The following is a 23155-nucleotide window of genomic DNA, read 5'->3' as shown; positions in this document are numbered from 1 at the left end:
GCGGAGGCCTGACGGCCCGGCTCCGGGGATCGGTTCACGATCCCTAGAGTCGGGCCTTCCGTTTGCCCGGATGTGTTTACTTCACGGGAATCCGGACGTAGCCTGCTGGTGAAACCACAAGTTCGGGCATCGATCGGACGTAAAACCACATGTACGCACCGGAGCGCCAGCAACTGATCCTGCGCCTCGCCCGCGAGGGCGGCCGGGTCGACGTGCTGTCCCTCGCCGAGCAGTTCCAGGTGACGGCCGAGACGATCCGGCGCGACCTCAAGGCCCTGGACCGCGCCGGGCTCGTCCGCCGGGTGCACGGCGGCGCCATCCCGGCCGGCCGGCTGGACTTCGAGCCCGACCTCGCCGAACGCGAGTCCACCGCCGCCGACGAGAAGGACCGCATCGCGCGCGCCGCCCTCGGCGAACTGCCCGAGGACGGCAGCGTCATCCTCGACGCGGGCACCACCGTGGCCCGGGTGGCCGCCGGACTGCCCCCGGAGTGCGCGCTCACCGTCGTCACCCACGCCCTGCCCGCCGCCTTCCGGCTCGCCGACCACCCCGGCATCGCCCTCCACCTGGTCGGCGGCCGCGTCCGGCACCGCACCCGCGCCGCCGTCGACGCGTGGGCGCTGGAGGCGTACGGGCAGATCCGCGCCGACGTCCTCCTCCTCGGCGCCAACGGGTTCTCCGTCGAGAGCGGACTCACCACCCCCGACCTCGCCGAGGCCGCCGTGAAGCGCGCCATGGTCGCCGCCGCCCGCCGGGTGGTGCTGCTCGCCGACTCGGCCAAGCACGGCGCGGAGCACTTCGCCCGCTTCGGCGACCTCACCGACGTGGACCTGCTCATCACGGACACCGGGCTCAGCACAGAACACGCGGCGGCCATCGAGGCGGCCGGAACGGAAGTCGTACGCGCATGATCCTCACCGTCACCCCCAACCCGTCCCTGGACCGGACGTACGAAGTCCCGGCCCTGGTCTGCGGCGAAGTGCTGCGCGCCACCGGCGAGCGCGTGGACCCGGGCGGCAAGGGCGTCAACGTCTCCCGCGCCGTGGCGGCGGCCGGGCGCCGTACCGTCGCCGTCGTACCGCTGGGCGGCGCACCCGGCGCGCTCGTCGCCGAACTGCTGGCCGACGAGGGCATCGAGGTGGCGCCCGTACCGCTGAAGGGCCACACCCGCTCCAACATCGCGGTCGCCGAACCCGACGGCACGCTCACGAAGATCAATGCGCCGGGGCCCTGGCTGACCCCGGGCGAGTCGGAGGCGATCCTCGCGGCGGTCGGCGCGTACTCGCCCGCCGCCGACTGGGTCGCCTGCTGCGGCAGCCTGCCGCGCGGCCTCGGCTCCGAGTGGTACGCCGACCTGGTCACCCGCGCGCACGGGTACGGCTCCCGGATCGCCCTGGACACCTCCGGCCCCTCGCTGCTGGCCGCGCTGCGCGCCCGCCCCGACGTGATCAAGCCCAACGCCGAGGAGCTCGCCGAAGCCGTCGGCCGCCCCCTGGCCACCGTGGGCGACGCGGCCAAGGCGGCGGACGAGCTGCGGGCGGCGGGCGCCGGCGCCGTGCTCGCCAGCCTGGGCGCGGACGGGCAACTGCTGATCTCAGAGTCGGGTGCCTTCTACGGGTACGCCGCCGTCGACGCCGTACGCAGCAACGTCGGTGCGGGCGACGCGTCCCTGGCGGGCTTCCTCGCCGCCGGCGGTGACGGTCCCGACGCGCTGGCGGCGGCGGTGGCGCACGGCGCGGCGGCGGTGCGGCTGCCGGGCAGCGAGATGCCGACGCCGTCCGACCTGGACCTGTCGGCGGTCACGGTGACCGCCGACATACCTCTCGACCGAGACCTGAGCGAGTAAGGGAGCCCGCGATGAGCGAGATGATCACCGCGGACCTGGTCGATCTCGACCTGGCCGCGAACACGAAGGAAGCGGCGGCCCGTTCGCTCGCCGAGCGGATGGTGCGGCTGGGCCGGGTGACCGACCTGGACGGCTTCCTGGCCGACGTGGCGGCGCGCGAGGCGCAGATGCCGACCGGCCTGGACGGCGGTATCGGCATCCCGCACTGCCGCAGCGCGCACGTCACGGAGCCGACGCTCGCCTTCGGCCGCTCGGGCCCCGGCATCGACTTCGGCGCCCCGGACGGCCCGGCGGACCTGATCTTCCTGATCGCCGCCCCGGCCGGCGCGGACGACGCCCACCTGACGATCCTCTCCTCCCTGGCCCGCCGCCTGATGGACCCCGACTTCACGTCGGCGCTCCGCACGATGACCTCCGCGCCCGAGGCCGCCGCCCTGGTCCGCGGCGACGCCCCATCGGCGGTCCCTTCCTCCGGCGAGGCCTCCGCGTCCGCCCCGGCCTCCGGCGAGGGGCCTTCCGAGGCGGAAGGGGCCGTCGCGGGAGGGGAGCCGGGCTCCGCACCCGCCGGAGTTCCCGCCGCCGGGGGGCCGGAGGGAACCCCCGGGGCGGAACCGTCGGCGCCGTTCCGGGTCGTGGTGGTGACGTCGTGCCCCACCGGGATCGCGCACACCTACATGGCGGCCGAGTCCCTGGAGAACGCCGGACGGGACGCCGGGGTCGAGGTGGCCGTCGAGACGCAGGGCTCCGCCGGGTTCGCCCGGCTCGACCCGGCCGTCATCGCGGCCGCCGATGGCGTGATCTTCGCGCATGACGTGCCGGTCCGGGAGAAGGAACGCTTCGCCGGGAAGCCCACCGTCGACGTCGGCGTCAAGGCCGGGATCAACCGCGCCGCCGAGCTGATCGCCGAAGTGCGCGGCAAGGCCGAGCGCGGCGAGGTCACCGCTCCGGCGGCGGCCGGGGCCGGTCGCGGCACACCCGTCGAGAGCGCGGGCGAGCCCGGCGAGGGCTACGGCACCAAGCTCCGCAAGTGGCTGATGTCGGGCGTCAGTTACATGGTCCCGTTCGTCGCCGCCGGCGGTCTCCTCATCGCCCTCGGCTTCGCCATCGGCGGCTACACCATCGACAAGGCGCCCTCCGTCGCCGAACACTTCGCCTGGGGCCAGGCCGACAGTTGGGCCGCGCTGCTGTTCCAGATCGGCGGCCTGGCGTTCAGCTTCCTGATCCCCGTCCTCGCCGGTTACATCGCGTACGGCATGGCCGACCGCCCCGGGCTCGTACCCGGCTTCGTGGGCGGCGCCGTCGCGCTGACCATCAACGCCGGGTTCCTCGGCGGTCTGGCCGCCGGTCTGATCGCGGGCGGGGTGGTGATGGCGATCCAGCGGGTCAGGGTGCCCGGCCCGCTGCGCGGCATCATGCCCGTGGTGGTCATCCCGCTGATCTCGTCGGTGATCGTGGGCTTCCTGATGTTCCTGGTGATCGGCAAGCCCATCGCCTCGCTCCAGAAGGCGCTGACCGACTGGCTGTCGGGGCTGTCGGGCGCCAACGCGGTCGTCCTGGGCGTGATCCTCGGCCTGATGATGTGCTTCGACCTGGGCGGCCCGCTCAACAAGGTCGCCTACGCCTTCGCGGTCGGCGGCCTGGCCAACCCCAACGAGGGCTCGCTGAAGGTGATGGCCGCCGTGATGGCCGCCGGCATGGTGCCGCCGCTCGCGATGGCCCTGGCCACCGTGGTGCGGGGCAAGCTTTTCACCAAGGCCGAGCGGGAGAACGGCAAGGCCGCCTGGGTGCTGGGCGCCTCGTTCATCACCGAGGGCGCCATTCCCTTCGCCGCCGCCGACCCGCTGCGCGTCATCCCGTCGGCGATGGCGGGCGGCGCGGTCACCGGCGCCCTGTCGATGCTCTTCGAGTGCACCCTGCGGGCCCCGCACGGCGGTGTCTTCGTGGTGCCCCTGATCGGCAACCCGGCCCTCTACCTGCTCGCCATCGTCGTCGGCACCCTGGTCAGCGCCGCGCTCGTCGTCCTCCTCAAGGGCCACGCCCGCAAGGCGTCCGTCCCAGCTCAGGCTGCGGACGAGCCGGGGGAGACCCACGAGAAGGTCGCCGTGGCGGCCTGAGAGCCGGGCCCGGGGACCCGTCGGCGCACCCGGGCCCGCGGTCGGCGCACCCGGCCCAGCGGTCAGCGCACCCGGCCCAGCGGTCAGCGCACCCGGCCCAGCGGTCAGCGCACCCGGCCCCGTACCCGCGCGCGGCGCTCCATGGCGTCGCGCGCGGTGTGCTCGTCCTCGTACACCTCGCACATGTGCCGGCCGTCCGGCGTCGCCGTGTGCTCCACCTCCCAGATGCTCATCTCGCTGCCGTCCAGCAGCAGGAACGCGTGCTCGTACAGCGTGAACCCGGCGTCCTTCCCCGCCACGCTGCACTGCCGGCCGAAGACCTGCTTGATGTGGTGCGCGAACGCCCCCCGCAGCCGCGCGGCCACCGCCTCGCCCGGCCGGTCCTCGTTCTCCGCGCGGCGCAGCACCCGGCGCGCGTGGTCCGCCGAATCGTCCGGCACGTACATCGGCGGGGCGGGGAGCGGCGGCCTGCTCAGCAGCGAGCCCAGCAGCTCCAGGTCCGCGTCGAGGTCCACCTCCAGGTCGTCCTCCGGCTCGGGGAAGCCGACCGGTAGCCGGGAGGCGGCGAGCCGTACGTCGGTCTCGTCCGCGTACAGCTCGTGCTGCTCGTGGCCGTCCCGCCCGGTGTTGTGCACCAGCTCCCACAGCGTCAGCGACGAGCCGTCCGCCAGCAGGTATGTGTGCCGGTACGTCGCCCGGTGGAGCGCCGCGCTGTGGTGCGACGAGTGCAGCGAACTGGCGTGGGCCAGCGCGGAGTCCAGTCGCGTGACCAGCGCGTCGGGCAGATCGAAGGAGTTGAGCGCCCGCCCCAGGAGGCGCTCGACGTGCATCTCGGTCGTCTCGTCGTCGTTCGGAACGTTCAAGAGGGGTCTCCAGGCCGTCGCCGTGTGTCACTCGATGCTTGCTTAAGGTAGTACCTGGGTCTGACAACGCGTCCGGCTTCCAGAAAACGAGGGGCGCGCAAAGCCAGTTCCCGCGCGCCCCCTCTCAACTCCTCACCGTCGCCCCTCAGTCCAGCCGGTACAGATCCCGGTACGAAGGGAAGTCGCCGCCCGGCCCCGACACCGAACCGGCGGCCAGCACCGCCCGTACGATCGCCCTGGTCACCACGGTGGCACCGGCCGCCAGGACCTCGTTCAGCGCGAGCGGGCCGTGCGTGTCGGGCAGGGGGCGCTCGCCCGTCGCCAGGGTGAAGACGGTGTCGCCGTCGTTGAGGAGGTGCACCGGCCGCACGGCGCGCGCGATGCCGTCGTGCGCCGTCCCCGCGAGCTTCTGCGCCTGAACGCGGGTCAGGTCGGCGTCCGTGGCGACCACGGCGAGCGTGGTGTTCAGCGGCGGCCAGTCGTTGCGCTCCAGCGCCTCGGCCAGCCGCCGTGCCGCCGCCGCGTGCGTCTCCGGGTCCGGCTGGACGAACGGCCCGTCGCCGTACGCCCCGTACAGCACCCCCGTCAGCGGATCGACCGCCGAGCCCACCGCGTTGGCCACGACGAGTGCGCCGACGGTGATCCCGGAGGGCAGGACCGTACTGGCCGTGCCGACCCCGCCCTTCATCCCGCCGATCACCGCCCCGGTCCCGGCGCCGACGGCCCCGCACTCCACGGGGGCGCGCAGCTCCGTGGCGTCCGCCGCCTCCACCGCCGCACGCCCCGTCGACGCGTCCGGGCGCGCCTTCCAGTCGCCGCCCCGGCCCAGGTCGAACACGCACGCCGCCGGGACGACCGGCACCACCTGCGACGGGTCGGGCCCCACGCGCACGCCCCGCCCGCGCTCCTCCAGCCAGGCCATCACCCCGGCCGCCGCCTCCAGCCCGTACGCGCTGCCGCCCGTCAGGACCACCGCCTCGACGCGCTGGACCAGGTTGCGCGGGTCGAGCGCGTCCGTCTCCCGGGTGCCGGGGCCACCGCCCCGCACGTCCACCGCCGCGACCGCCCCGCCCTCGGGCGCCAGGACCACGGTGGTGCCGCTGAGCGAGTTTTCCCCCGGTACGCGCGCGTGGCCGACCCGGAGGCCGGCCACGTCCGTCAGTGCGTCATTCATCCCCCTTGCGTACCACGCTCCATACGGGCGGTGAGCGTGACCCCGACCGCGACGGCCGCCGCCGCGACGAGCCCGCCCGCGAGGACGCCCCAGTGCCCCGCGAACGTGCAGAGCAGGATGCCCAGCGCGGCACACGGCAGTACGAGCTGCTGGGCGATGCCCACCTTGAAGTAACGCGAGTGCAGCGCCCACACCAGCAGCAGGAACAGCGCCGACGGCAGGGTCACCGCGGCCGCCGCGGCGGTCGCCGACACGTGCGCCTCGCCGACCGCCTGCTCGACGGCGACCTCGATGCCCGCGCCGATCGCGGCCGCCGACGCGAAGATCAGGTAGTGGCCGTATCCCCACAGGAACGCCTGCCGGTTCGACAGCAGCCGCCGGTGGACGGGGACGACGAAGTACACCCACCAGGCGGCGAAGATCAGCAGCAGCCCGCCGGCGGCGATCGGCAGCAGGTCGCCCAGCGCGTCGTTCTCCTCCACGCCCGTCTTCACGGCGACGGTCGCCGCGGCGATGGTCTCGCCGAGCACGATGATGGTGAACAGCCCGTACCGCTCGGCGATGTGGTGCGCGTGCCAGCTCGACGCGAAGTCCTTCTCGGCGAGCGGCGGTACGGCCATCTCGGCGACCACCATCACCAGGAACACCCATGGGCGGGCCGCCTCGGGCACGAACAGCAGCGCCGTCCAGCCCGCCTGGCACAGCGTCACCCCGGCCGCGTACCGCAGCGCCATGGTCCGCTCCGCGCCGGACGCGGCCCGTGCGGCGCGCAGCCACTGCGAGGCGAGCGCGAGCCGCATCACCAGGTAGCCGAGCCACACCAGGAAGAAGTCGTGCTCCGCGAAGGCGCGGGACACCCCGGCGGCCAGGAGCAGGACACCCGCGATCTGAACGAGCGTCACGACCCGGTAGAGGGCGTCGTCGTTGTCGTACGCCGAGGCGAACCAGGAGAAGTTCATCCAGGCCCACCAGATGGCGAAGAACACCATCGCGTACCGGGCGATGCCGTCGCCGGCGTGACCCTCGGCCACGGCGTGCACGAGCTGGATGCCCGCCTGGGCGACCGCCACGACGAAGCACAGGTCGAAGAAGAGCTCCAGGGGCGTGGCGGCGCGGTGCGCCTCGTCCCGACTGCGCGAGACCAGAGGCCGCAGGGGCGTACGGGGAGGGGAGGTCATCCCCCCAGGACAGCAGAGGCACCGCCGCCGGACGCCATCCGTGGGAAGCCGTCACCCCGAAGTCCCCAAAACGGGCGAACCAGATCATGTCCCCCCTACGGTAGCCGCGTGACCGAGCCCCCCGCCCCCACCGGCGACCCGGCCCCCAACGAGCCCCCGGCGCCTACGGGCGACCCGGCCCCGGCCGAGCCCCCGGCCCCCACGGGGGACCCGGCCCCGGGCGCACCTCCGGCGCCCACGGGCGAGCCGAGCCCGGCCGAGTCTCCGGCCCCCACGGGCGAGCCGGCCCCCGAGGAGCCCCCGGCGCCCACCGGTGACCCGAGCCCGGCCGAGCCCCCGGCCCCTACCGGCGACCCAGCCCCCGAGGAGCCCCCGGCGCCCACGGGCGAGCCGAGCCCCGACGAGCCTCCGGCGCCCACCGGTGACCCAAGCCCGGCCGAGCCGCCGGCTCCGACGGGCGAGCCGAGCCCGGCCGCACCCCCCGCCCCAACGGGTGAGCCGGCCCCCGATGAGCCCCCAGCGCCCACTGGCGACCCGGCCCCCGACGAGGCATCCGCCCCCACCCGTGACCCGGGCCCGGGTGAGCCCCCGGCGCCCACCGGCGACCTCCCACCCGGCGTTGCACACGGCCCCACCAGGTCAGTGCCCTGGAGCGGGCTTCCTGGTGCCGTGGCTGCTCGACCCCGATGACCGCTGACATCCGGCGTACGCTGAGAGGCATGAGGACCGCCCCCACCCCCGGACCGCGCGACGCGAAGAGCGAATCGGCGCCGGAGGAAGAGAACACCCCGCAGAATCCGAGGAGCACGAAGAGTCCGGACAGCGCAGACAGCCCGAACAGTCCGGCGAGTCCGGCGAATCCGGCCAGTCCCCAGAAGAGGACAGCCAGTCCCAAGAAGAGGAAGCCGGCGCTGATCTTCGACGATCCGCTGGACCAGCCATCCGCGGACGATACGGACCGTGGGTGGGGTGAGCGGCCTCCGGCCGGCGACAGCGCCGCCGACCTCGCGCGCTTCCTCGACGAGAAGCCGCCGCACCACCTGTGAGCCGGCGGCCCTAGGGGGCGCCCGGTCCGGATCCGCGCTGGGCGACGAGGGCGTCGCGGATCTCCTTGAGCACCTCCAGCTCGGTGATTTCCAGGGTCTCCTCCACGCCCCTCTTCTCCTTCTCCAGCGCCGCCCGCCGGGCCAGGTACTTGGCCATGGGCAGCACCATCAGGAAGTAGACGACGGCCGCGGTGATCAGGAAACTGAGCGTCGCGCTGAGCACCGAACCCCACAGGATCGCGACGCCCTCGACGACCTCCCCGTTGTCGTTCACCTGGCACGGGCCTTTCAGGCAGGACCGGTAGCTCTCCAGGTTCTTCGTGCCGAAGGCGCCCACGACCGGGCTGATCACTCCCCTGACGATCGCGTTCACGATGTTGGTGAACGCGGCGCCGATCACCACCGCGACCGCCAGGTCGATCACGTTCCCGCGCAGCAGGAAGGCCTTGAAGCCCTCCAGCAGGCTCTGGTTCTTCTCCTGGCTCACCACGGTGCCCTTCGTCGCATGTGCAGTTGGCGGAGCCATTAGGCCGTGCACCGTGCATAACCGTCCAATCCGTACACACGGACAGGTGACCCGGCAGATGGTCAGTGCGACCGGGAAGCGTCCGGTGACTCAGCACAGCGTCACCGCCAGACGGGACGTCGTCCCCGCGCCGGCCAGCACCGCGGCGGTGGCACGCGGGACGGACAGCACGACCAGCGCACCGCCGTCCGCGCCCGCCTCGCCGGTCCGCGGCACCTTCTCCACGCGAGCGCCCCTGGCCACCACGCGGGCCTCGTCATCACCGTCCGCCGACGGCGAGTCCGGCGCCGCGATCACGTCGACCCGGTCACCGGGGCGCAGCAGCCGGACGGTCGCGCCGTCCGCGATCCGCACCGGAGCGGACACCACCTCGACCGGCTGCCGCTCCCGCTGTGGCGCCGCGGCGGCCTGCGGCTTGTCCGTCTCGGCGGGCCCGCGCGCCCCCGCCGCCGAAGCTGCCAGCGCCGCGGCCGTCATGGCGAGCCCCGCCGCCATCGCGCGCCGCCTTCGCCGCACGGCCCGCCGCAGCCGGTGCCGCCCGCCGCGCACCCGCAGCGGCGCGAACTGCGGCACCCCACACGTCTCGGGCACCGGCGACGACACCGGCGACGATCCCGGCGATAACCCCGCCGACGGCCCCGGTGCCGAACGCCCATGTGCCACTGGAGGACGACCGGGGCGAAGACCGGGACGCAGACCGGGAGGGACGGAAACGCGCGAGGTGAACGTCATGGCAACCACCTGCCGTGAGAGACCGGGAGCGAGCATCGGCTCCGCCGGCTTTCCGCCGACGCCCCTTACGATTCCGCGTTCCCGCCGATCCCGCTCACGCCTGTGGACAGCCTTGGCAGTGTGGAAAACCCTGTCACTCGCAGGCGTGACCGCCCGCCATGATCACGGCAGTTCGATCCCCAGGTCCCAGCCGTCGTGCGCCCGGGTGCACAGGCAGGAGCGGCTGTCGGTCTCCGGCAGGGCGGCCACCGCGTCGAAGAGCACCTCCCGCAGCCGGCCCACGTTCTCGCCGAACACCCGCAGCACCTCGGTGTGCGAGACGCCGTCGCCGGTCTCGGCGCCCGCGTCCAGGTCCGTCACCAGCGCCATTGAGGTGTAGCAGAGCCCCAGCTCACGGGCGAGGTACGCCTCCGGGTGGCCGGTCATGCCCACCACCGACCAGCCCATCGCGGCGTGGAACTGCGACTCGGCGCGGGTGGAGAAGCGCGGGCCCTCTATGACGACCATGGTCCCGCCGTCCACCGCCTCCCAGCCGCGCCCGTGCGCGGCGGCGAGGGCGACCTTGCGCCCGTCGGGGCAGTAGGGGTCGGCGAACGAGGTGTGGACGACGTTCGGCACCGTTCCGTCCGGCAGCGGCTCCCCGTCGAAGAAGGTCTGCGTACGGGCCTTCGTCCGGTCCACCAACTGGTCCGGCACCAGCAGCGTGCCCGGCCCGTACTCGGGGCGCAGCCCGCCGACCGCGCACGGACCGAGGACCTGGCGTACGCCGACCGACCGCAGTGCCCACAGGTTGGCCCGGTAGTTGATGCGGTGCGGCGGCAGGTGATGGCCGCGCCCGTGCCGGGGCAGGAAGGCGACGCGACGCCCGGCCAGCTCGCCGAAGAACAGCGAGTCGCTCGGGCTGCCGTACGGCGTGGTCACCCGGACCTCGGTGACGTCCTCCAGGAAGGAGTAGAACCCCGAGCCGCCGATGACGCCGATGTCCGCGCGCATGTCCGTGCCAGTGCCTGCCTTCGCTGCGTTCGCCATGCGGCTCACCCTAGCCGGGCCCGGATATGCCGAGGACCCCGCCGTGGAAACGGCAGGGTCCTGGCAAAGCGTGATCAGGCGGCGGAGCTGGAGCTTCCGGCCGTGCTCGAAGTGCTCGACGCGGCGGGCTTGGAGTCCGACGAGCCGGAGGACGAGGAGTTCGACGACGTACCGGCCGAGCCGGACGACTTCGCGGCGGGCGAGCTGCTCGACGACGCGCCACGGCTGTCGTTGCGGTAGAAGCCGGAGCCCTTGAAGACAATGCCGACGGCCGAGAACACCTTCTTCAGGCGTCCCTGGCAGCTCGGGCACTCGGTCAGGGCGTCATCGGTGAACTTCTGCACCGCCTCGAGGCCCTCGCCGCACTCGGTGCACTGGTACTGGTAGGTCGGCACTTGTCTTCCTCCTGGCACTCTCACTCGATGAGTGCTAACGACAGTCCATAGTGACGTATTCCGCGGGATCAGTCCACCGTCACCGGCACTCGGTGACCGACGCCACGTGCGACGGTCCGGCTCGCCGGACGGGGCGCGAGCCGCGACCGGAGCGCCACCAGGGTGGTCAGCGCCAGTGCCGTACCGGCCAGCGGGACCAGGAATCCGGCGCTCGCGCCGTACCCGTCCGCGAGCCGCCCGGCCACCGTCACGGCGGCCGCCTGGCCCAGGGCCACGGCGCCGGTCAGCCAGGTGAAGGCCTCGGTGCGGGCGGACGCCGGGACCAGCGACTCGACCAGCGTGTAGCCGGTGATCAGCGCCGGGGCGATGCACAGCCCCACGACCAGGCCGAGGGCGCCCAGCAGCACCACGGAGTGCGCGGACCACAGCAGCGAGGCGGTGACGGTGAGGGCCGCGTACCCGAGGATCAGGCGGCGCCGGGGCCCGGACTTCCAGGCGATGGCGCCGACCGCGACGCCGGCCAGCATGTTGCCCGCGGCGAAGAGGCCGTACAGCAGGCCGTTCATGCCCGGCTGGCCGATCTCCTCGGTGAACGCGGTCAGCGAGACCTGCATGCCGCCGAAGACGGAGCCGATGCCCAGGAAGGCGACCGCCAGGACGCGTACGCCCGGGATGGACAGGGCGGAGGTGTGCTCCACGCGCGCGTGGGCGGCGGACAGGCCGTGGGCGGGCTGGGTGCCGCGCTGGGCGGCGAAGAGCAGGCCGCCGGCCAGGGTGAGCGTCGCCTCGGCGACCAGGCCGGCCGCGGGGTGGACGCCGGTGCACAGCGCGGTGGCGAGGACGGGGCCCACGACGAAGGTGAACTCGTCCGTGACGGACTCGAAGGCCGCCGCCGTCGACATCAGCGGCGAGCCCTCCAGCTTCGCGGCCCAGCGGGACCGCACCATGGGGCCGATCTGCGGCACCGAGGCGCCGGTCGGCACCGCCGCCGCGAACAGGGCCCACAGGGGGGCGTCCGCCAGTGCCAGCGCCGTCAGGGCCGACACCGACACGGTGTGCACGAGCACGCCGGGGATGAGGACGGCGCGCTGTCCGAAGCGGTCGGCGAGCTTGCCGCTCTGCGGGGCGAACAGGGCCATGGAGACGCCGGTGAACGCGGCGACGGCGCCGGCGCTGCCGTAGGAGCCGGTGGTGTGCTGCACCAGCAGGACGATGCCGATGGTGAGCATCGCGAAGGGCTGCCGCGCCGCGAATCCGGGAAGCAGGAACGTCCAGGCTCCCGGGGTGCGCAGAAGCTGCCCGTATCCGGGACGCTTGACAGCGTCAGACGTGGTGACCGTGGCTGTGTTAACAGCGGAGGGCACGGCCTGTGCCTTTCTGCTGCCTGGTAGCGCTCCCCTGGGTGTCGGGAGCCGCCGAGAGCTGTCCTCTTGCGCGGAACTGCGGTAGATACCGGACCCCTACTGCGGAGGGGCGACTCGGCCGCCATACGGTCGCGCCAGCTCTGCGTCAGGCAGAGTTGGTTCGATCAGTGTGTGCCTTCATGGTACAGGGAAGAGCGCGTGTGGTGCCTGTGAATTTGCCAATACGGAGCAGGCGTCACCTCCGATTAACCGGATGTTCGCTTTCCGGGCCCCTTGGTCGTGCCTCTCAGGCCCCGCCATTGCCTCCCGTTCCCAGCCAGCCGGCCAGCTTGCCGCCCTGGGCCACCGCCCGCAGCCGCCGCTCGGCCGCGTCCCGGACCGGGTCCGTGGCCACCACCAGCAGCTCGTCGCCGCGCCGCAGCACGGTCGTCGGCGACGGCACGAAGCTCTGGCCGTCCCGTACGACGAGGGTGACGGCCGCGCCCGGCGGCAGCCGCAGCTCCGCGACCTCCACGCCGTGCATCCTGGACTTCTCCGGGACGGCCACCGACAGCAGGTGCCCACGCAGCCGCTCCAGGGGGGCGGATTCGACGCCCAGGTCGGCGGCCTCGGCCGGGTCGCCCAGCCGCAGCGCCCTGGCCAGCCAGGGCAGGGTCGGGCCCTGCACCAGGGTGTAGACGACCACCAGCACGAAGACGATGTTGAAGACCTTCTCGCTGCCCTCGATCCCGGACACCATGGGGATGGTCGCCAGGATGATGGGCACCGCGCCGCGCAGGCCCGCCCACGACATGAGGGCCTGCTCCTGCCACGGGATCCGGAAGGGCAGCAGGCTCAGGAGGACCGACAGCGGCCGCGCCACCGCCGTCAGCACCAGCCCGACCATCACCGCCGGCCAGAAGTCGTCGAGCAGCTCGTGCGGGGTCACCAGCAGGCCGAGCAGCACGAACATGCCGATCTGGGCGATCCAGCCCAGCCCCTCCGCGAAACCGCGGTTGGCGGGCGCGTGCGGCAGCTTGGCGTTGCCCAGGATCACCGAGGCCAGGTACACCGCGAGGAAGCCGCTGCCGTGCGCCATGGCGCCGGCCGCGTACGCCACCACCGCGATGGCCATCACGGCGATCGGGTACAGGCCCGAGGCGGGCAGGGCGATGTGTCGCAGCCCGAACGCGCCGATGAAGCCCACGGCCAGCCCGATGGCCGCGCCGATGGCCAGCTCCAGCGCGATCGTGCCGAGCAGCAGGTACCAACTGTCGACGGGGCCGGTGGTCGAGAAGGCCACCACCAGGATCACGACGGGGGCGTCGTTGAAGCCGGACTCGGCCTCCAGGGTGCCGGTCACCCGGGACGGGAGGGGCACCTTGCGCAGGACGGAGAAGACGGCGGCGGCGTCCGTCGAGGAGACGACCGCGCCGATGATCAGTGCCTGCCGCCAGTCCAGGCCCACCCAGTAGTGCGCCGCCGCGGCCGTGACGCCCACGCTCACCGCGACGCCGGCGGTCGACATGACGGCCGCCATGGGCAACGCGGGTTTGATCTCCTTCCACTTCGTTCCCAGGCCACCCTCGGCCAGGATCACCACAAGTGCGGCATAGCCGATCACCTGGGTCAGTTCGGCGTTGTCGAAGTGGACACCACCGATTCCGTCCTGCCCGATGGCGATGCCGATCCCCAGGTACAGGAGCAGGCTGGGGAGCCCGCTGCGCGAGGAGATCCGCACCGCCGCGACGGCGACGAGCAGCACGAGCGAGCAGACGAACAGGAGCTCATTGAGCTGGTGGACAGTCAGTGGGCCGACCCTTTCCTCACTTGCGCGCCGGATCGTTCCAGCCACGGGCACTTCGTTACTTTACCTAATCATTAACGCTTCCTTGACGCCGGGGCCGGGGTACGGCCCATGTGCCGGGTCCCCCGGGAAAGGCCTCCTTACTGACACCGCGTCCGGGCCGGGCGGGCGCTGCGCCTATGGTTGCTCCAGCACTCCAGGACCAGCCTGCGCCTCGAAGGACAGCGATGCCCGCCAACACCACCGCCGCTTCCACCAAGAAGAAGGGGCGACGCGCCCGTCTGCTCGTGATCGCCCTGGTGCTGGCGCTGGTCGCGGGCGTCGGCTACGGCGCCTATTGGAGCGTCAGCACCGTGCGCGCCCCCTTCCCGCAGACCACCGGCACCCTCAAGCTCGACGGGCTCTCCGGGCCCGTCGACGTCAAACGGGACGACTACGGCGTTCCGCAGATCTACGCCTCCACCGACGAGGACCTGTTCCGCGCCCAGGGCTATGTCCAGGCACAGGACCGGTTCTGGGAGATGGACGTCCGCCGCCACATGACGGCCGGGCGCCTGTCGGAGATGTTCGGCAAGGAGCAGGTCGAGACGGACGCGTTCCTGCGCACCCTGGGCTGGCACCGGGTGGCCCAGGAGGAGTACGACAAGCTCCTGTCGCCCGACACCAAGAAGAACCTCCAGGCGTACGCGGACGGCGTCAACGCCTACCTGAAGGGCAAGGAGGGCCGCGACATCTCGGTCGAGTACGCCGCCCTCTCCTTCAGCAACGACTACACCATCGAGCCCTGGACGCCGGTCGACTCGGTGGCCTGGCTCAAGGCCATGGCCTGGGACCTGCGCGGCAACATGCAGGAGGAGATCGACCGTTCGCTGATGACCAGCAGGCTCAGCGAGAAGCAGATCAAGGACCTCTACCCCGGTTACCCGTACGACCTGCACCGCCCGATCGTCGACAAGGGCGGCGTGGACAAGGTCACCGGGAAGTTCGACCCCTCCGCCAAGGGCGGCACCCAGGACGCGGACTCGGGCAGCGGTCAGGGCACGGGCACGGGGACCGGCACAGGGACCGGCGCGGGCGGCTCGAACACCGCTCAGGGCGCCACCCAGGGCCTCCAGTCGCAGCTCTCCGCGCTGTCCGCCTCCCTGGAGAAGATCCCCGCCCTGCTCGGCCCCAACGGCAACGGCATCGGCTCCAACTCCTGGGTCGTCTCCGGCAAGTACACGACCACCGGCAAGCCGCTGCTCGCCAACGACCCGCACCTGGCGCCCCAGCTCCCCTCGCTCTGGTACCAGATGGGCCTGCACTGCCGCTCGGTGTCGGACAAGTGCCGTTACGACGTGGCCGGCTACACCTTCGCCGGGATGCCCGGCGTGATAATCGGCCACAACCAGGACATCGCCTGGGGCTTCACCAACCTGGGCGCGGACGTCAGCGACCTGTACCTGGAGAAGATCACCGACAGGGGCTACCGGTACGGCAACAAGGAACTGCCCTTCGTCACCCGCGAAGAGGTCATCAAGATCGCCGGAGGCGGCATCAAGAGGATCACCGTCCGGACGACGAACAACGGCCCCCTGGTCTCCGACCGCAGCAACGAGCTGGAGAAGGTCGGCGACGAGGCCCCCGTCGACACCCTGGCCCCGGACCGGGGCGACGGCTACGCCGTGGCGCTGCGCTGGACCGCCCTGGACCCGGGCAAGTCCATGGACGCCGTGTTCAAGCTGAACCGCGCCACCGACTTCAAGCAGTTCCGCGCGGCCGCCCGCGACTTCGAGGTGCCCTCCCAGAACCTGATCTACGCCGACGCCAAGGGCGCCGAGGGCAACATCGGCTACCAGGCCCCCGGCAAGATCCCGGTCCGCAAGAAGGGCCACGACGGCACCATGCCGGCGCCGGGCTGGGACCCGAAGTACACCTGGGAGAAGAAGTTCGTCCCCTTCGACGAGCTTCCCTACGAGGAGAACCCCGAGCGCGGCTACATCGTGACCGCCAACCAGGCCGTCATCGATCCGGAGAAGTATCCGTATCCGCTGACCGAGGACTGGGGCTACGGATCGCGCAGCCAGCGCATCAACGACCTCATCGAGTCCAAGACCAAGGACGGGGCCAAGGTCTCGACCGAGGACATGCGCACCATGCAGATGGACAACAGCAGCGAGATCGCCAAGCTGCTGACGCCCTACCTGCTGAAGATCGACATCTCGGACCCGCACGTCCGTGAGGCGCAGAAGCTCCTGGAGGGCTGGGACTACACCCAGGACGCGGACTCCGGCGCGGCCGCCTACTTCAACGGTGTCTGGCGCCACGTCCTCAAGCTGGCGTTCGGCAACAAGCTGCCCAAGGAGCTGCGGGTCAAGGGCGAGTGCCTCAACGTCCGCCCGGCCGACTCCACCGGACCGGTCGACGAGCAGAACCGGCTGGTCCGGGAGTGCGGCCAGCGCGACGCCGCGGCGGCCACGGCCCAGCCGGACGGCGGCGACCGCTGGTACGAGGTGGTCCGCCGGATCCTGGAGGACGAGAAGAACGAGTGGTGGCAGTCCGCCCCCAGCCGCACGTACCGGGAGGGCACCGCCACCCGTGACGAGCTGCTCAAGCGCGCCATGGTGGACGCCCGCTGGGAGCTGACCTCAAAGCTCGGCAAGGACGTCAATAGCTGGAGCTGGGGCCGGCTGCACCAGCTCACCCTGAAGAACCAGACCCTCGGCACCGAGGGCCCGGGCTTCATCCAGTTCCTGCTCAACCGGGGCCCGTGGAACCTGTCCGGCGGCGAGGCGGCGGTCAACGCCACCGGCTGGAACGCGGCCGGCGGGTACGGGGTCGTCTGGGTGCCCTCCATGCGGATGGTCGTGAACGTCGGCGACTGGGACAAGTCCCGCTGGATCAACCTGAGCGGCGCCTCCGGGCACGCCTACAACGCCCACTACACCGACCAGACGGACAAGTGGGCCAAGGGCGAACTGCTCGACTGGCCCTACGGCAGGCAGGCGGTCGACGCCAGGACCGTCGACACGCTCGTCCTCACGCCGTAGGCGGCAGGCGGCACGAGACCGGACGGGCCGGCCATCAGGCCCGGAAGCGGAGGGTGGCCTCCGGGGTCACCACCGCGTGCACGGGGTGGTCGTGCGGTTCCTCCGGGACCCGCTCGACCACCTCGTTCGCGTACAGGAGCACCACCAGGGCCGGATCGTGGCCGGCCCGGGCGATGCGGGCCAGGACCCGGTCGTACGAGCCGCCGCCCCGCCCCAGCCGCATGCCCCGCACGTCCACCGCCAGGCCGGGCAGGAGGACCGTGTCGGCCTCCAGGACGGCGTCCACGCCCTGCCGGGGCCCCGAGGGCTCCAGGAGGCCGCGCCGGGCCCGTACGAGCCCCTCGGCGCCCTCGTAGACCGCCCAGTCCAGGTCGTTGTCCTCCAGCAGGACCGGCAGCAGGACGCGCACGCCCCGCTCGCGCAGCACGTCGAGCAGGGCACGCGTGCCCGGTTCGCTGCCTATCGAGACGTATGCGGCGACTGTCCCGGCCCGCCGGAGCTCGGGCAGATTCAGGGCGACGTTCGCGAGAACCGCGGCCGCCTCCTGGACGTCATCACTGGTCAGGAGGGTGCGCGCGGCGAGGAGTTGGCGGCGCAGAGCGGCCTTTTCGGACATGTCGCCGACCATGGTTTACCTCACAAACCTCTCGTACGTGACCGTATGGGGAGGAAGTTAACCGGAAGCTAATCTTCCGCCCATACCGAGCAGATATGGTGCTCCGCATGACCAAGTCGCACCCCAGGATCAGCAAGGCTGTCATCCCCGCCGCCGGCCTCGGCACCAGGTTCCTGCCGGCCACGAAAGCCACTCCCAAAGAGATGCTGCCTGTGGTCGACAAGCCCGCCATCCAGTACGTCGTCGAGGAGGCCGTGGGCGCCGGCCTCTCCGACGTGCTGATGATCACCGGTCGCAACAAGCGGCCGCTGGAGGACCACTTCGACCGCAACTACGAGCTCGAAGAGGCCCTCATCAAGAAGGGCGACCAGGAGCGCCTCGCCAAGGTCCAGGAGTCCAGCGACCTGGCCACCATGCACTACGTCCGCCAGGGCGACCCGCGCGGCCTCGGTCACGCCGTCCTGTGCGCCGCCCCGCACGTGGGCAACGAGCCCTTCGCCGTCCTCCTCGGCGACGACCTCATCGACCCGCGTGACCCCCTGCTGTCCCGCATGGTCGAGGTCCAGGAGCGCGAGGGCGGCAGCGTCATCGCGCTGATGGAGGTCGAGCCCTCCCAGATCCACCTCTACGGCTGCGCGGCGGTCGAGCCCACCGGCGACGCCGACGTCGTGAAGGTGACCAACCTGGTCGAGAAGCCCGACCCGGCCGAGGCGCCCAGCAACTACGCCATCATCGGCCGGTACGTCCTCGACCCCGCCGTCTTCGGGATACTGCGCAAGACGGAGCCGGGCCGCGGTGGCGAGATCCAGCTCACCGACGCCCTCCAGAAGCTCGCCGCCGACGAGTCGGCGGGCGGTCCGGTGCACGGCGTCGTCTTCAAGGGACGCCGTTATGACACCGGCGACCGCGGCGACTACCTGCGGGCCATTGTCAGACTCGCGTGCGAACGTGAGGATCTGGGACCGGACTTCCGGAACTGGCTTCGCAGTTACGTCACCGAGGAGATGCAAGCACTGTGAGTACGACCTGGTCGGTGGACGAGCACCTGGAGGACATCCTCCAGGCGGTCCACCCGCTCGACCCGATCGAGCTGCCGCTGCCCGATGCCCAGGGCTGTGTCCTGGTCGAGGACGTCATGGTGCCCGTCGCCCTGCCGCCCTTCGACAACAGCTCCATGGACGGGTACGCGGTACGGGTCGCCGATGTCACCGGCGCCACCGAGGAATTCCCGGCGGTGCTCACGGTCATCGGTGACGTGGCGGCGGGCAGCGAGGGGCTGCCCACCGTCGGCCCCGGCCAGGCCGCCCGCATCATGACCGGCGCCCCGCTGCCGCCCGGCGCCGAGGCCGTCGTCCCGGTCGAGTGGACCGACGGCGGCACCGGCGGCGCGCCCGCCACCGGCATGCGGGCCGCCAGCGCCGCCCCCGAGGGCGCCACCGGCGAGGTCCGCGTCCACCGCCCGGCCGAGGCCCGCGCCCATGTACGCGCGCGTGGCAGCGACGTCCAGGCCGGCGACCTGGCCCTGGAGGCCGGCACGGTCCTCGGGCCGCCGCAGATCGGGCTGCTCGCGGCGATCGGACGCGGCACGGTGCGGGTCCGTCCCCGCCCGCGCGTGGTCGTGATCTCCACCGGCAGCGAACTGGTCCAGCCGGGCGAGGAGCTGGGCCCGGGCCAGATCTACGACTCCAACAGCTACGCCCTGGCCGCCGCCGCGCGCGACGCCGGCGCCATCGCCTACCGCGTCGGCGCGGTCACCGACGACGCCACGACGCTGCGGGCCGCCATCGAGGACCAGCTCATCCGCGCCGACCTCCTCGTCACCACCGGCGGGGTCAGCGTCGGCGCGTACGACGTCGTCAAGGAGGCCCTCTCCTCGGTGGGCGACGAGGACGAGCCGGGCAGCGGCATCGACTTCCGCAAGCTCGCCATGCAGCCGGGCAAGCCGCAGGGCTTCGGCTCCATCGGCCCCGACCACACCCCGCTTCTGGCCCTGCCCGGCAACCCGGTCTCCAGTTACGTCTCCTTCGAGCTGTTCGTCCGGCCGGCGATCCGTGCCCTGATGGGGCTGAAGGACGTCAAGGACGTCCAGCGGCCACGCGTGCGTGCCGTCCTGGCCGCCGACAAGCCGCTGTCCTCACCGGCCGGCAAGCGCCAGTTCCTGCGCGGCAGGTACGACGCCGAGGCCGGCACGGTCACCCCTGTGGGCGGCGCCGGCTCCCACCTGATCGCCGCCCTCGCACACGCCGACGCCCTGCTCGTCGTCCCCGAGGACACCACCACGGTCGAGCCGGGCGGCGAACTGGACGTGGTCCTCATCGGCTGAGCGGCGCGCGGTGGCGGTACCGTGTCTGCGCTGTGCCTTCCCGGGGGACCACCCCCGGCCCCCGGCGGCGCGACAATGGGCCGTACGGGGCAATCGGCGCCGGAACACGCGAGGCGGAGTTCAGCAGTGAGTACGCAAGGCAGCCTGACGCACATCGACGAGTCGGGGGCGGCCCGCATGGTGGACGTCTCCGGGAAGGACGTCACCGCCCGCACCGCCCGCGCCACCGGCCGGGTCCTCGTCTCCCCCCGTGTGATCGAGCTGTTGCGCGGCGAGGGCGTCCCCAAGGGAGACGCCCTGGCCACCGCCCGTATCGCGGGCATCATGGGCGCCAAGCGCACCCCGGACCTCATCCCGCTGTGCCACCCGCTGGCCGTCTCGGGCGTGAAACTGGACCTGTCGGTCACGGACGACGCGGTCGAGATCGCGGCGACGGTGAAGACCACCGACCGCACGGGCGTCGAGATGGAGGCCCTCACGGCCGTGTCGGTGGCCGCGCTGACCGTCGTCGACATGATCAAGGCAGTCGACAAGGCGGCCGTCATCACCGACGTACGGGTGGAGGAGAAGACGGGCGGCAAGTCCGGCCACTACCGGCGCACCGAGGCGGAAGGGGAGCGGGCGTGACGCCCCGGGCCGGGAACGTCACCGGCGCACACGCCCACGAGCCGGAGCGCGACGCCACTCCGCACGCCCCGAAGCGCGCCTCCGAGCCGGAGCACGCCCCCACCGGCGGCAGCCCGTACCGCGCGCTCGTCGTCACCGCCTCCAACCGGGCCTCCGCCGGGGTGTACGAGGACAAGGGCGGCCCCATCCTCGCGGAGGGGCTCGCCCGCCTGGGCTTCGCCGTCGACGGGCCGCAGGTCGTCCCGGACGGCGACCCCGTCGAGGCCGCGCTGCGCGCCGGGGTCGAGGCCGCGTACGACGTCATCCTCACCACCGGCGGCACCGGCGTCTCGCCCACCGACCGCACCCCCGACGTCACCCGACGGGTCCTGGACCACGAGGTCCCCGGCATCCCGGAGGCCATCCGCGCGTACGGCCGCGAGAAGGTCCCGACCGCCGTGCTGTCCCGGGGCCTGGCCGGGGTCGCCGGCCGCACCCTGATCGTCAACCTGCCCGGCTCCACCGGCGGCGTCCGCGACGGCCTGGCCGTCCTGGAACGGCTCCTGGTCCACGCGGTCGACCAGCTCCGCGGCGGCGACCACCCCAGACCGTCATGAACCCGGCCTGGCCGGTGACGCTGGCGGACGGCGCCGTCGTCCTGCGGCCGATAAAGCTGCGCGACCAGCGGGCCTGGCGCGAGGTCAACCGGCGCAACCGCGACTGGCTGCGCCCCTGGGAAGCGACGATCCCGCCGCCCGCGCCCGGCGTCCCGTTCGCCCAGCGCCCCACGTACCGCCAGATGGTCCGCCACCTGCGCGCCGAGGCGAACGCGGGGCGGATGCTGCCGTTCGTCGTCGAGTACGAGGGGCGGCTGGTCGGCCAGCTCACCGTCGCCGGCATCACCTGGGGCTCGATGTGCTCGGGCCACGTCGGGTACTGGGTGGACCGCGAGGTCGCGGGCCGGGGCGTCATGCCGACCTCCGTGGCGCTCGCCGTCGACCACTGCTTCCGTACGGTCGGACTGCACCGGATCGAGGTGTGCATCCGGCCCGAGAACACCCCGAGCCGCCGGGTCGTCGAGAAACTGGGATTCCGCGAGGAGGGGCTGCGCCCCCGCTACCTCCACATCGACGGCGCCTGGCGCGACCACCTCGTCTTCGCGCTCACCGCCGAGGAGGTCCCGGAGGGGCTGTTGCGCCGGTGGCACCGCGTCAGCCGAGGAACTCCCCGCTGAACGGACACTGACCGATCACGCTAATAAAATATATGTTCGAATTCAGGTCGGCGTTCTGTCGGAACCGGTCGGACCATTCACAAAAAAATTCAGTGATATCAGCCAGATCGTGCGACACACCGGCCCAATTGGCCGATGGCCGGATGCGAACCCCTCTACGGTGTGAGGCGTGAGCAGCAGCGGCCTCATCTACGCAGTCATCGTCGGGGCCTGGGCCGCCTACCTGGTGCCGATGTGGCTCCGCAGGCAGGACGAGCTGAACGAAGCCCGTCCGACGGAACGCTTCAGCACCGCCATCCGGCTCCTGTCCGGACGGGCGGGCATGGAGCGCCGGTACGCCAAGGAGCTGCGCGAGCGCACCGCCGAACAGGCGGCGTCGCCCGACGTCGACCCGGACGCCGAGACGGAGCATCTGAGCTCGGTCGACGTCCGGGCCTTCGCCGCGCCCCCGGACCGTACGGAGGCGCGCCTGGAGGTCCCGGCGGTTCCGCCCGCGAGGCCACGCCCCGCCCGGCGCCCCCGCCCGGCCGGTGCGGCCGCCGAGCGCGCCCGGCGCTCCAAGGTCCTCGCCCGGCGCCGGCGCACCACGGTGATCCTCTTCCTCGCCTTCACGCTCGGCGCGATCGTCGCGGCGGTCGGCGGCCTCGCCTTCCTGTGGGCCCCGGGCGTCCCGGCCGTGCTGCTGAGCGCGTACATCGTGCACCTGCGCGCCCAGGAGCGCCGTCGGTTCGTGTACGTCATGGACCGGCGCCGCGCCGAGGCCGCCGCACAGCGCCTGCGTGAGAGCCGCCCGCGCGGCCGGACCGCCCCCGACCAGCCGGACGCGCCCGAGGCCCGCCACCCGCAGCCCGACCCCGAACCGGCCCCCGCGCTCACCCCGCAGGAGGCCGGGCGCCGCGCGCTGGTCGAGCAGACCGACCACGCCGAGTGGGTGGACCAGCAGCGCGACCACGGCCCCACCCGCGGCGATAGCTGGGACCCGGTCCCGGTGCCGCTGCCCACCTACGTCACCGCCCCGGTGGCTCCGCGCGCGACGGGCGGCGTCGACGTCACCGACCCGGAGACCTGGAGCGCGGCCCGCTCCTCCCCGGCGGAACCCACCCCGCCGCCGGCCACGCGCCAGAACCCCCACCCGAGCCCGCACCCGCCGCGCCGCTCCCACGACCACGGCCGGACACCGCTCTTCGACCAGTACGCGGACGAGGACCGCCCCCGCGCGGCCAACGAGTAGGCGCCGCGTGACGGACCTCTCGGCGGCCTGCGGGGAACGGATTTCCAAGCACCCGGATCGGGA

The 23155-nt window shown here is 72.6% G+C and carries 20 protein-coding genes and 1 pseudogene; 11 read left to right on the top strand and 10 right to left on the bottom strand.

Going from position 1 to position 23155, the window contains the following annotated elements; all coding sequences use genetic code 11:
• Positions 1-149 precede the first annotated feature (149 nt).
• Genes AB0J57_RS16035 through AB0J57_RS16025 form a run of 3 tightly spaced genes read left to right on the top strand, consistent with a single transcriptional unit; the run spans position 150 to position 3960 of the window.
• Positions 150-911 carry a DeoR/GlpR family DNA-binding transcription regulator gene (locus tag AB0J57_RS16035; RefSeq protein WP_366128751.1) on the top strand — a complete coding sequence of 254 codons (762 nt, stop codon included), beginning with the start codon at positions 150-152 and terminating at the stop codon, positions 909-911.
• Positions 908-1846 (top strand): 1-phosphofructokinase, encoded by a 939-nt coding sequence (pfkB, locus tag AB0J57_RS16030; RefSeq protein ID WP_366128750.1) that lies wholly within the window; start codon positions 908-910, stop codon positions 1844-1846. The genes AB0J57_RS16035 and pfkB overlap by 4 nt, the downstream gene beginning before the upstream one ends.
• An 11-nt stretch (positions 1847-1857) precedes the next feature.
• Entirely contained in the window at positions 1858-3960 is a 2103-nt protein-coding gene (locus tag AB0J57_RS16025; protein WP_366128749.1) for a fructose-specific PTS transporter subunit EIIC, read from the top strand.
• 104 nt (positions 3961-4064) lie between these two features.
• Here AB0J57_RS16025 and AB0J57_RS16020 read toward each other — a convergent pair whose 3' ends face one another.
• From AB0J57_RS16020 to AB0J57_RS16010, 3 genes are all read right to left on the bottom strand, one after another.
• Entirely contained in the window at positions 4065-4790 is a 726-nt protein-coding gene (locus tag AB0J57_RS16020) for a DUF6227 family protein (protein ID WP_366129094.1), read from the bottom strand.
• Positions 4791-4968: 178 nt separating this feature from the next.
• Positions 4969-5997 (bottom strand): P1 family peptidase, encoded by a 1029-nt coding sequence (locus AB0J57_RS16015; RefSeq protein ID WP_366128748.1) that lies wholly within the window; start codon positions 5995-5997, stop codon positions 4969-4971.
• The gene (locus tag AB0J57_RS16010) at positions 5994-7175 is read right to left on the bottom strand and encodes a low temperature requirement protein A (protein WP_366128747.1); all 1182 of its coding nucleotides are present in this window, start codon (positions 7173-7175) and stop codon (positions 5994-5996) included. Before AB0J57_RS16010 ends, AB0J57_RS16015 begins: the two co-directional genes overlap by 4 nt.
• 719 nt (positions 7176-7894) lie before the next feature.
• Here AB0J57_RS16010 and AB0J57_RS16005 point away from each other — a divergent pair.
• Positions 7895-8221 (top strand): hypothetical protein, encoded by a 327-nt coding sequence (locus AB0J57_RS16005; protein ID WP_366129114.1) that lies wholly within the window; start codon positions 7895-7897, stop codon positions 8219-8221.
• 10 nt (positions 8222-8231) lie between these two features.
• On the opposite strand, the gene AB0J57_RS16000 is transcribed toward AB0J57_RS16005, so the two are convergent.
• The 6 genes from AB0J57_RS16000 to AB0J57_RS15975 form a co-directional block, all read right to left on the bottom strand.
• Entirely contained in the window at positions 8232-8747 is a 516-nt protein-coding gene (locus AB0J57_RS16000) for an MscL family protein (RefSeq protein ID WP_366128746.1), read from the bottom strand.
• A 90-nt stretch (positions 8748-8837) separates the two neighbouring features.
• The gene (locus AB0J57_RS15995; protein ID WP_366128745.1) at positions 8838-9338 is read right to left on the bottom strand and encodes a hypothetical protein; all 501 of its coding nucleotides are present in this window, start codon (positions 9336-9338) and stop codon (positions 8838-8840) included.
• 303 nt (positions 9339-9641) lie between these two features.
• Complete coding sequence (locus AB0J57_RS15990; protein WP_366128744.1) at positions 9642-10508, bottom strand: S-methyl-5'-thioadenosine phosphorylase; 867 nt, start codon at positions 10506-10508, stop codon at positions 9642-9644.
• 74 nt (positions 10509-10582) lie between these two features.
• Positions 10583-10903 (bottom strand): FmdB family zinc ribbon protein, encoded by a 321-nt coding sequence (locus AB0J57_RS15985; protein ID WP_366128743.1) that lies wholly within the window; start codon positions 10901-10903, stop codon positions 10583-10585.
• A gap of 68 nt (positions 10904-10971) precedes the next feature.
• Positions 10972-12267: an MFS transporter gene (locus AB0J57_RS15980; RefSeq protein WP_366128742.1), complete on the bottom strand. Its 1296-nt coding sequence runs from the start codon at positions 12265-12267 to the stop codon at positions 10972-10974.
• Between the two features lie 286 nt (positions 12268-12553).
• Positions 12554-14107, bottom strand: coding sequence for a potassium/proton antiporter (locus AB0J57_RS15975; RefSeq protein WP_366128741.1), 1554 nt, complete (start codon positions 14105-14107; stop codon positions 12554-12556).
• A 173-nt stretch (positions 14108-14280) separates the two neighbouring features.
• Between AB0J57_RS15975 and AB0J57_RS15970 the strand changes: the two genes are divergently transcribed.
• Positions 14281-17082 carry a penicillin acylase family protein gene (locus AB0J57_RS15970; protein ID WP_366128740.1) on the top strand — a complete coding sequence of 934 codons (2802 nt, stop codon included), beginning with the start codon at positions 14281-14283 and terminating at the stop codon, positions 17080-17082.
• A 34-nt stretch (positions 17083-17116) separates the two neighbouring features.
• Here AB0J57_RS15970 and AB0J57_RS15965 read toward each other — a convergent pair whose 3' ends face one another.
• The gene (locus AB0J57_RS15965; RefSeq protein ID WP_366128739.1) at positions 17117-17710 is read right to left on the bottom strand and encodes a 5-formyltetrahydrofolate cyclo-ligase; all 594 of its coding nucleotides are present in this window, start codon (positions 17708-17710) and stop codon (positions 17117-17119) included.
• A 95-nt stretch (positions 17711-17805) separates the two neighbouring features.
• On the opposite strand from AB0J57_RS15965, the gene galU reads away from it, so the two are divergent.
• The 6 genes and pseudogenes from galU (at position 17806) to AB0J57_RS15935 (ending at position 23092) form a co-directional block, all read left to right on the top strand.
• Positions 17806-18717, top strand: coding sequence for a UTP--glucose-1-phosphate uridylyltransferase GalU (galU, locus tag AB0J57_RS15960; RefSeq protein WP_366128738.1), 912 nt, complete (start codon positions 17806-17808; stop codon positions 18715-18717).
• Positions 18714-20021 (top strand): gephyrin-like molybdotransferase Glp, encoded by a 1308-nt coding sequence (glp, locus tag AB0J57_RS15955; RefSeq protein ID WP_366128736.1) that lies wholly within the window; start codon positions 18714-18716, stop codon positions 20019-20021. Before galU ends, glp begins: the two co-directional genes overlap by 4 nt.
• A gap of 32 nt (positions 20022-20053) precedes the next feature.
• Positions 20054-20648, top strand: a pseudogene (gene moaC / locus AB0J57_RS15950) (cyclic pyranopterin monophosphate synthase MoaC).
• Positions 20645-21244 carry a MogA/MoaB family molybdenum cofactor biosynthesis protein gene (locus tag AB0J57_RS15945; RefSeq protein ID WP_366128735.1) on the top strand — a complete coding sequence of 200 codons (600 nt, stop codon included), beginning with the start codon at positions 20645-20647 and terminating at the stop codon, positions 21242-21244. The pseudogene moaC and the gene AB0J57_RS15945 overlap by 4 nt, the downstream one beginning before the upstream one ends.
• Positions 21245-21258: 14 nt before the next feature.
• A complete protein-coding gene (locus tag AB0J57_RS15940; RefSeq protein WP_366129093.1) occupies positions 21259-21861 on the top strand; it encodes a GNAT family protein in 603 nt (200 codons plus the stop codon).
• Positions 21862-22030: 169 nt separating this feature from the next.
• The gene (locus AB0J57_RS15935; RefSeq protein WP_366128734.1) at positions 22031-23092 is read left to right on the top strand and encodes a hypothetical protein; all 1062 of its coding nucleotides are present in this window, start codon (positions 22031-22033) and stop codon (positions 23090-23092) included.
• The last annotated feature ends 63 nt before the right edge of the window (positions 23093-23155 follow it).

This window comes from Streptomyces sp. NPDC049837 (assembly GCF_040674455.1).
GTDB lineage: Bacteria > Actinomycetota > Actinomycetes > Streptomycetales > Streptomycetaceae > Streptomyces.
Note: the sequence above shows the minus strand (reverse complement) of the source record. Positions and strands in the feature narration are given on the sequence as shown.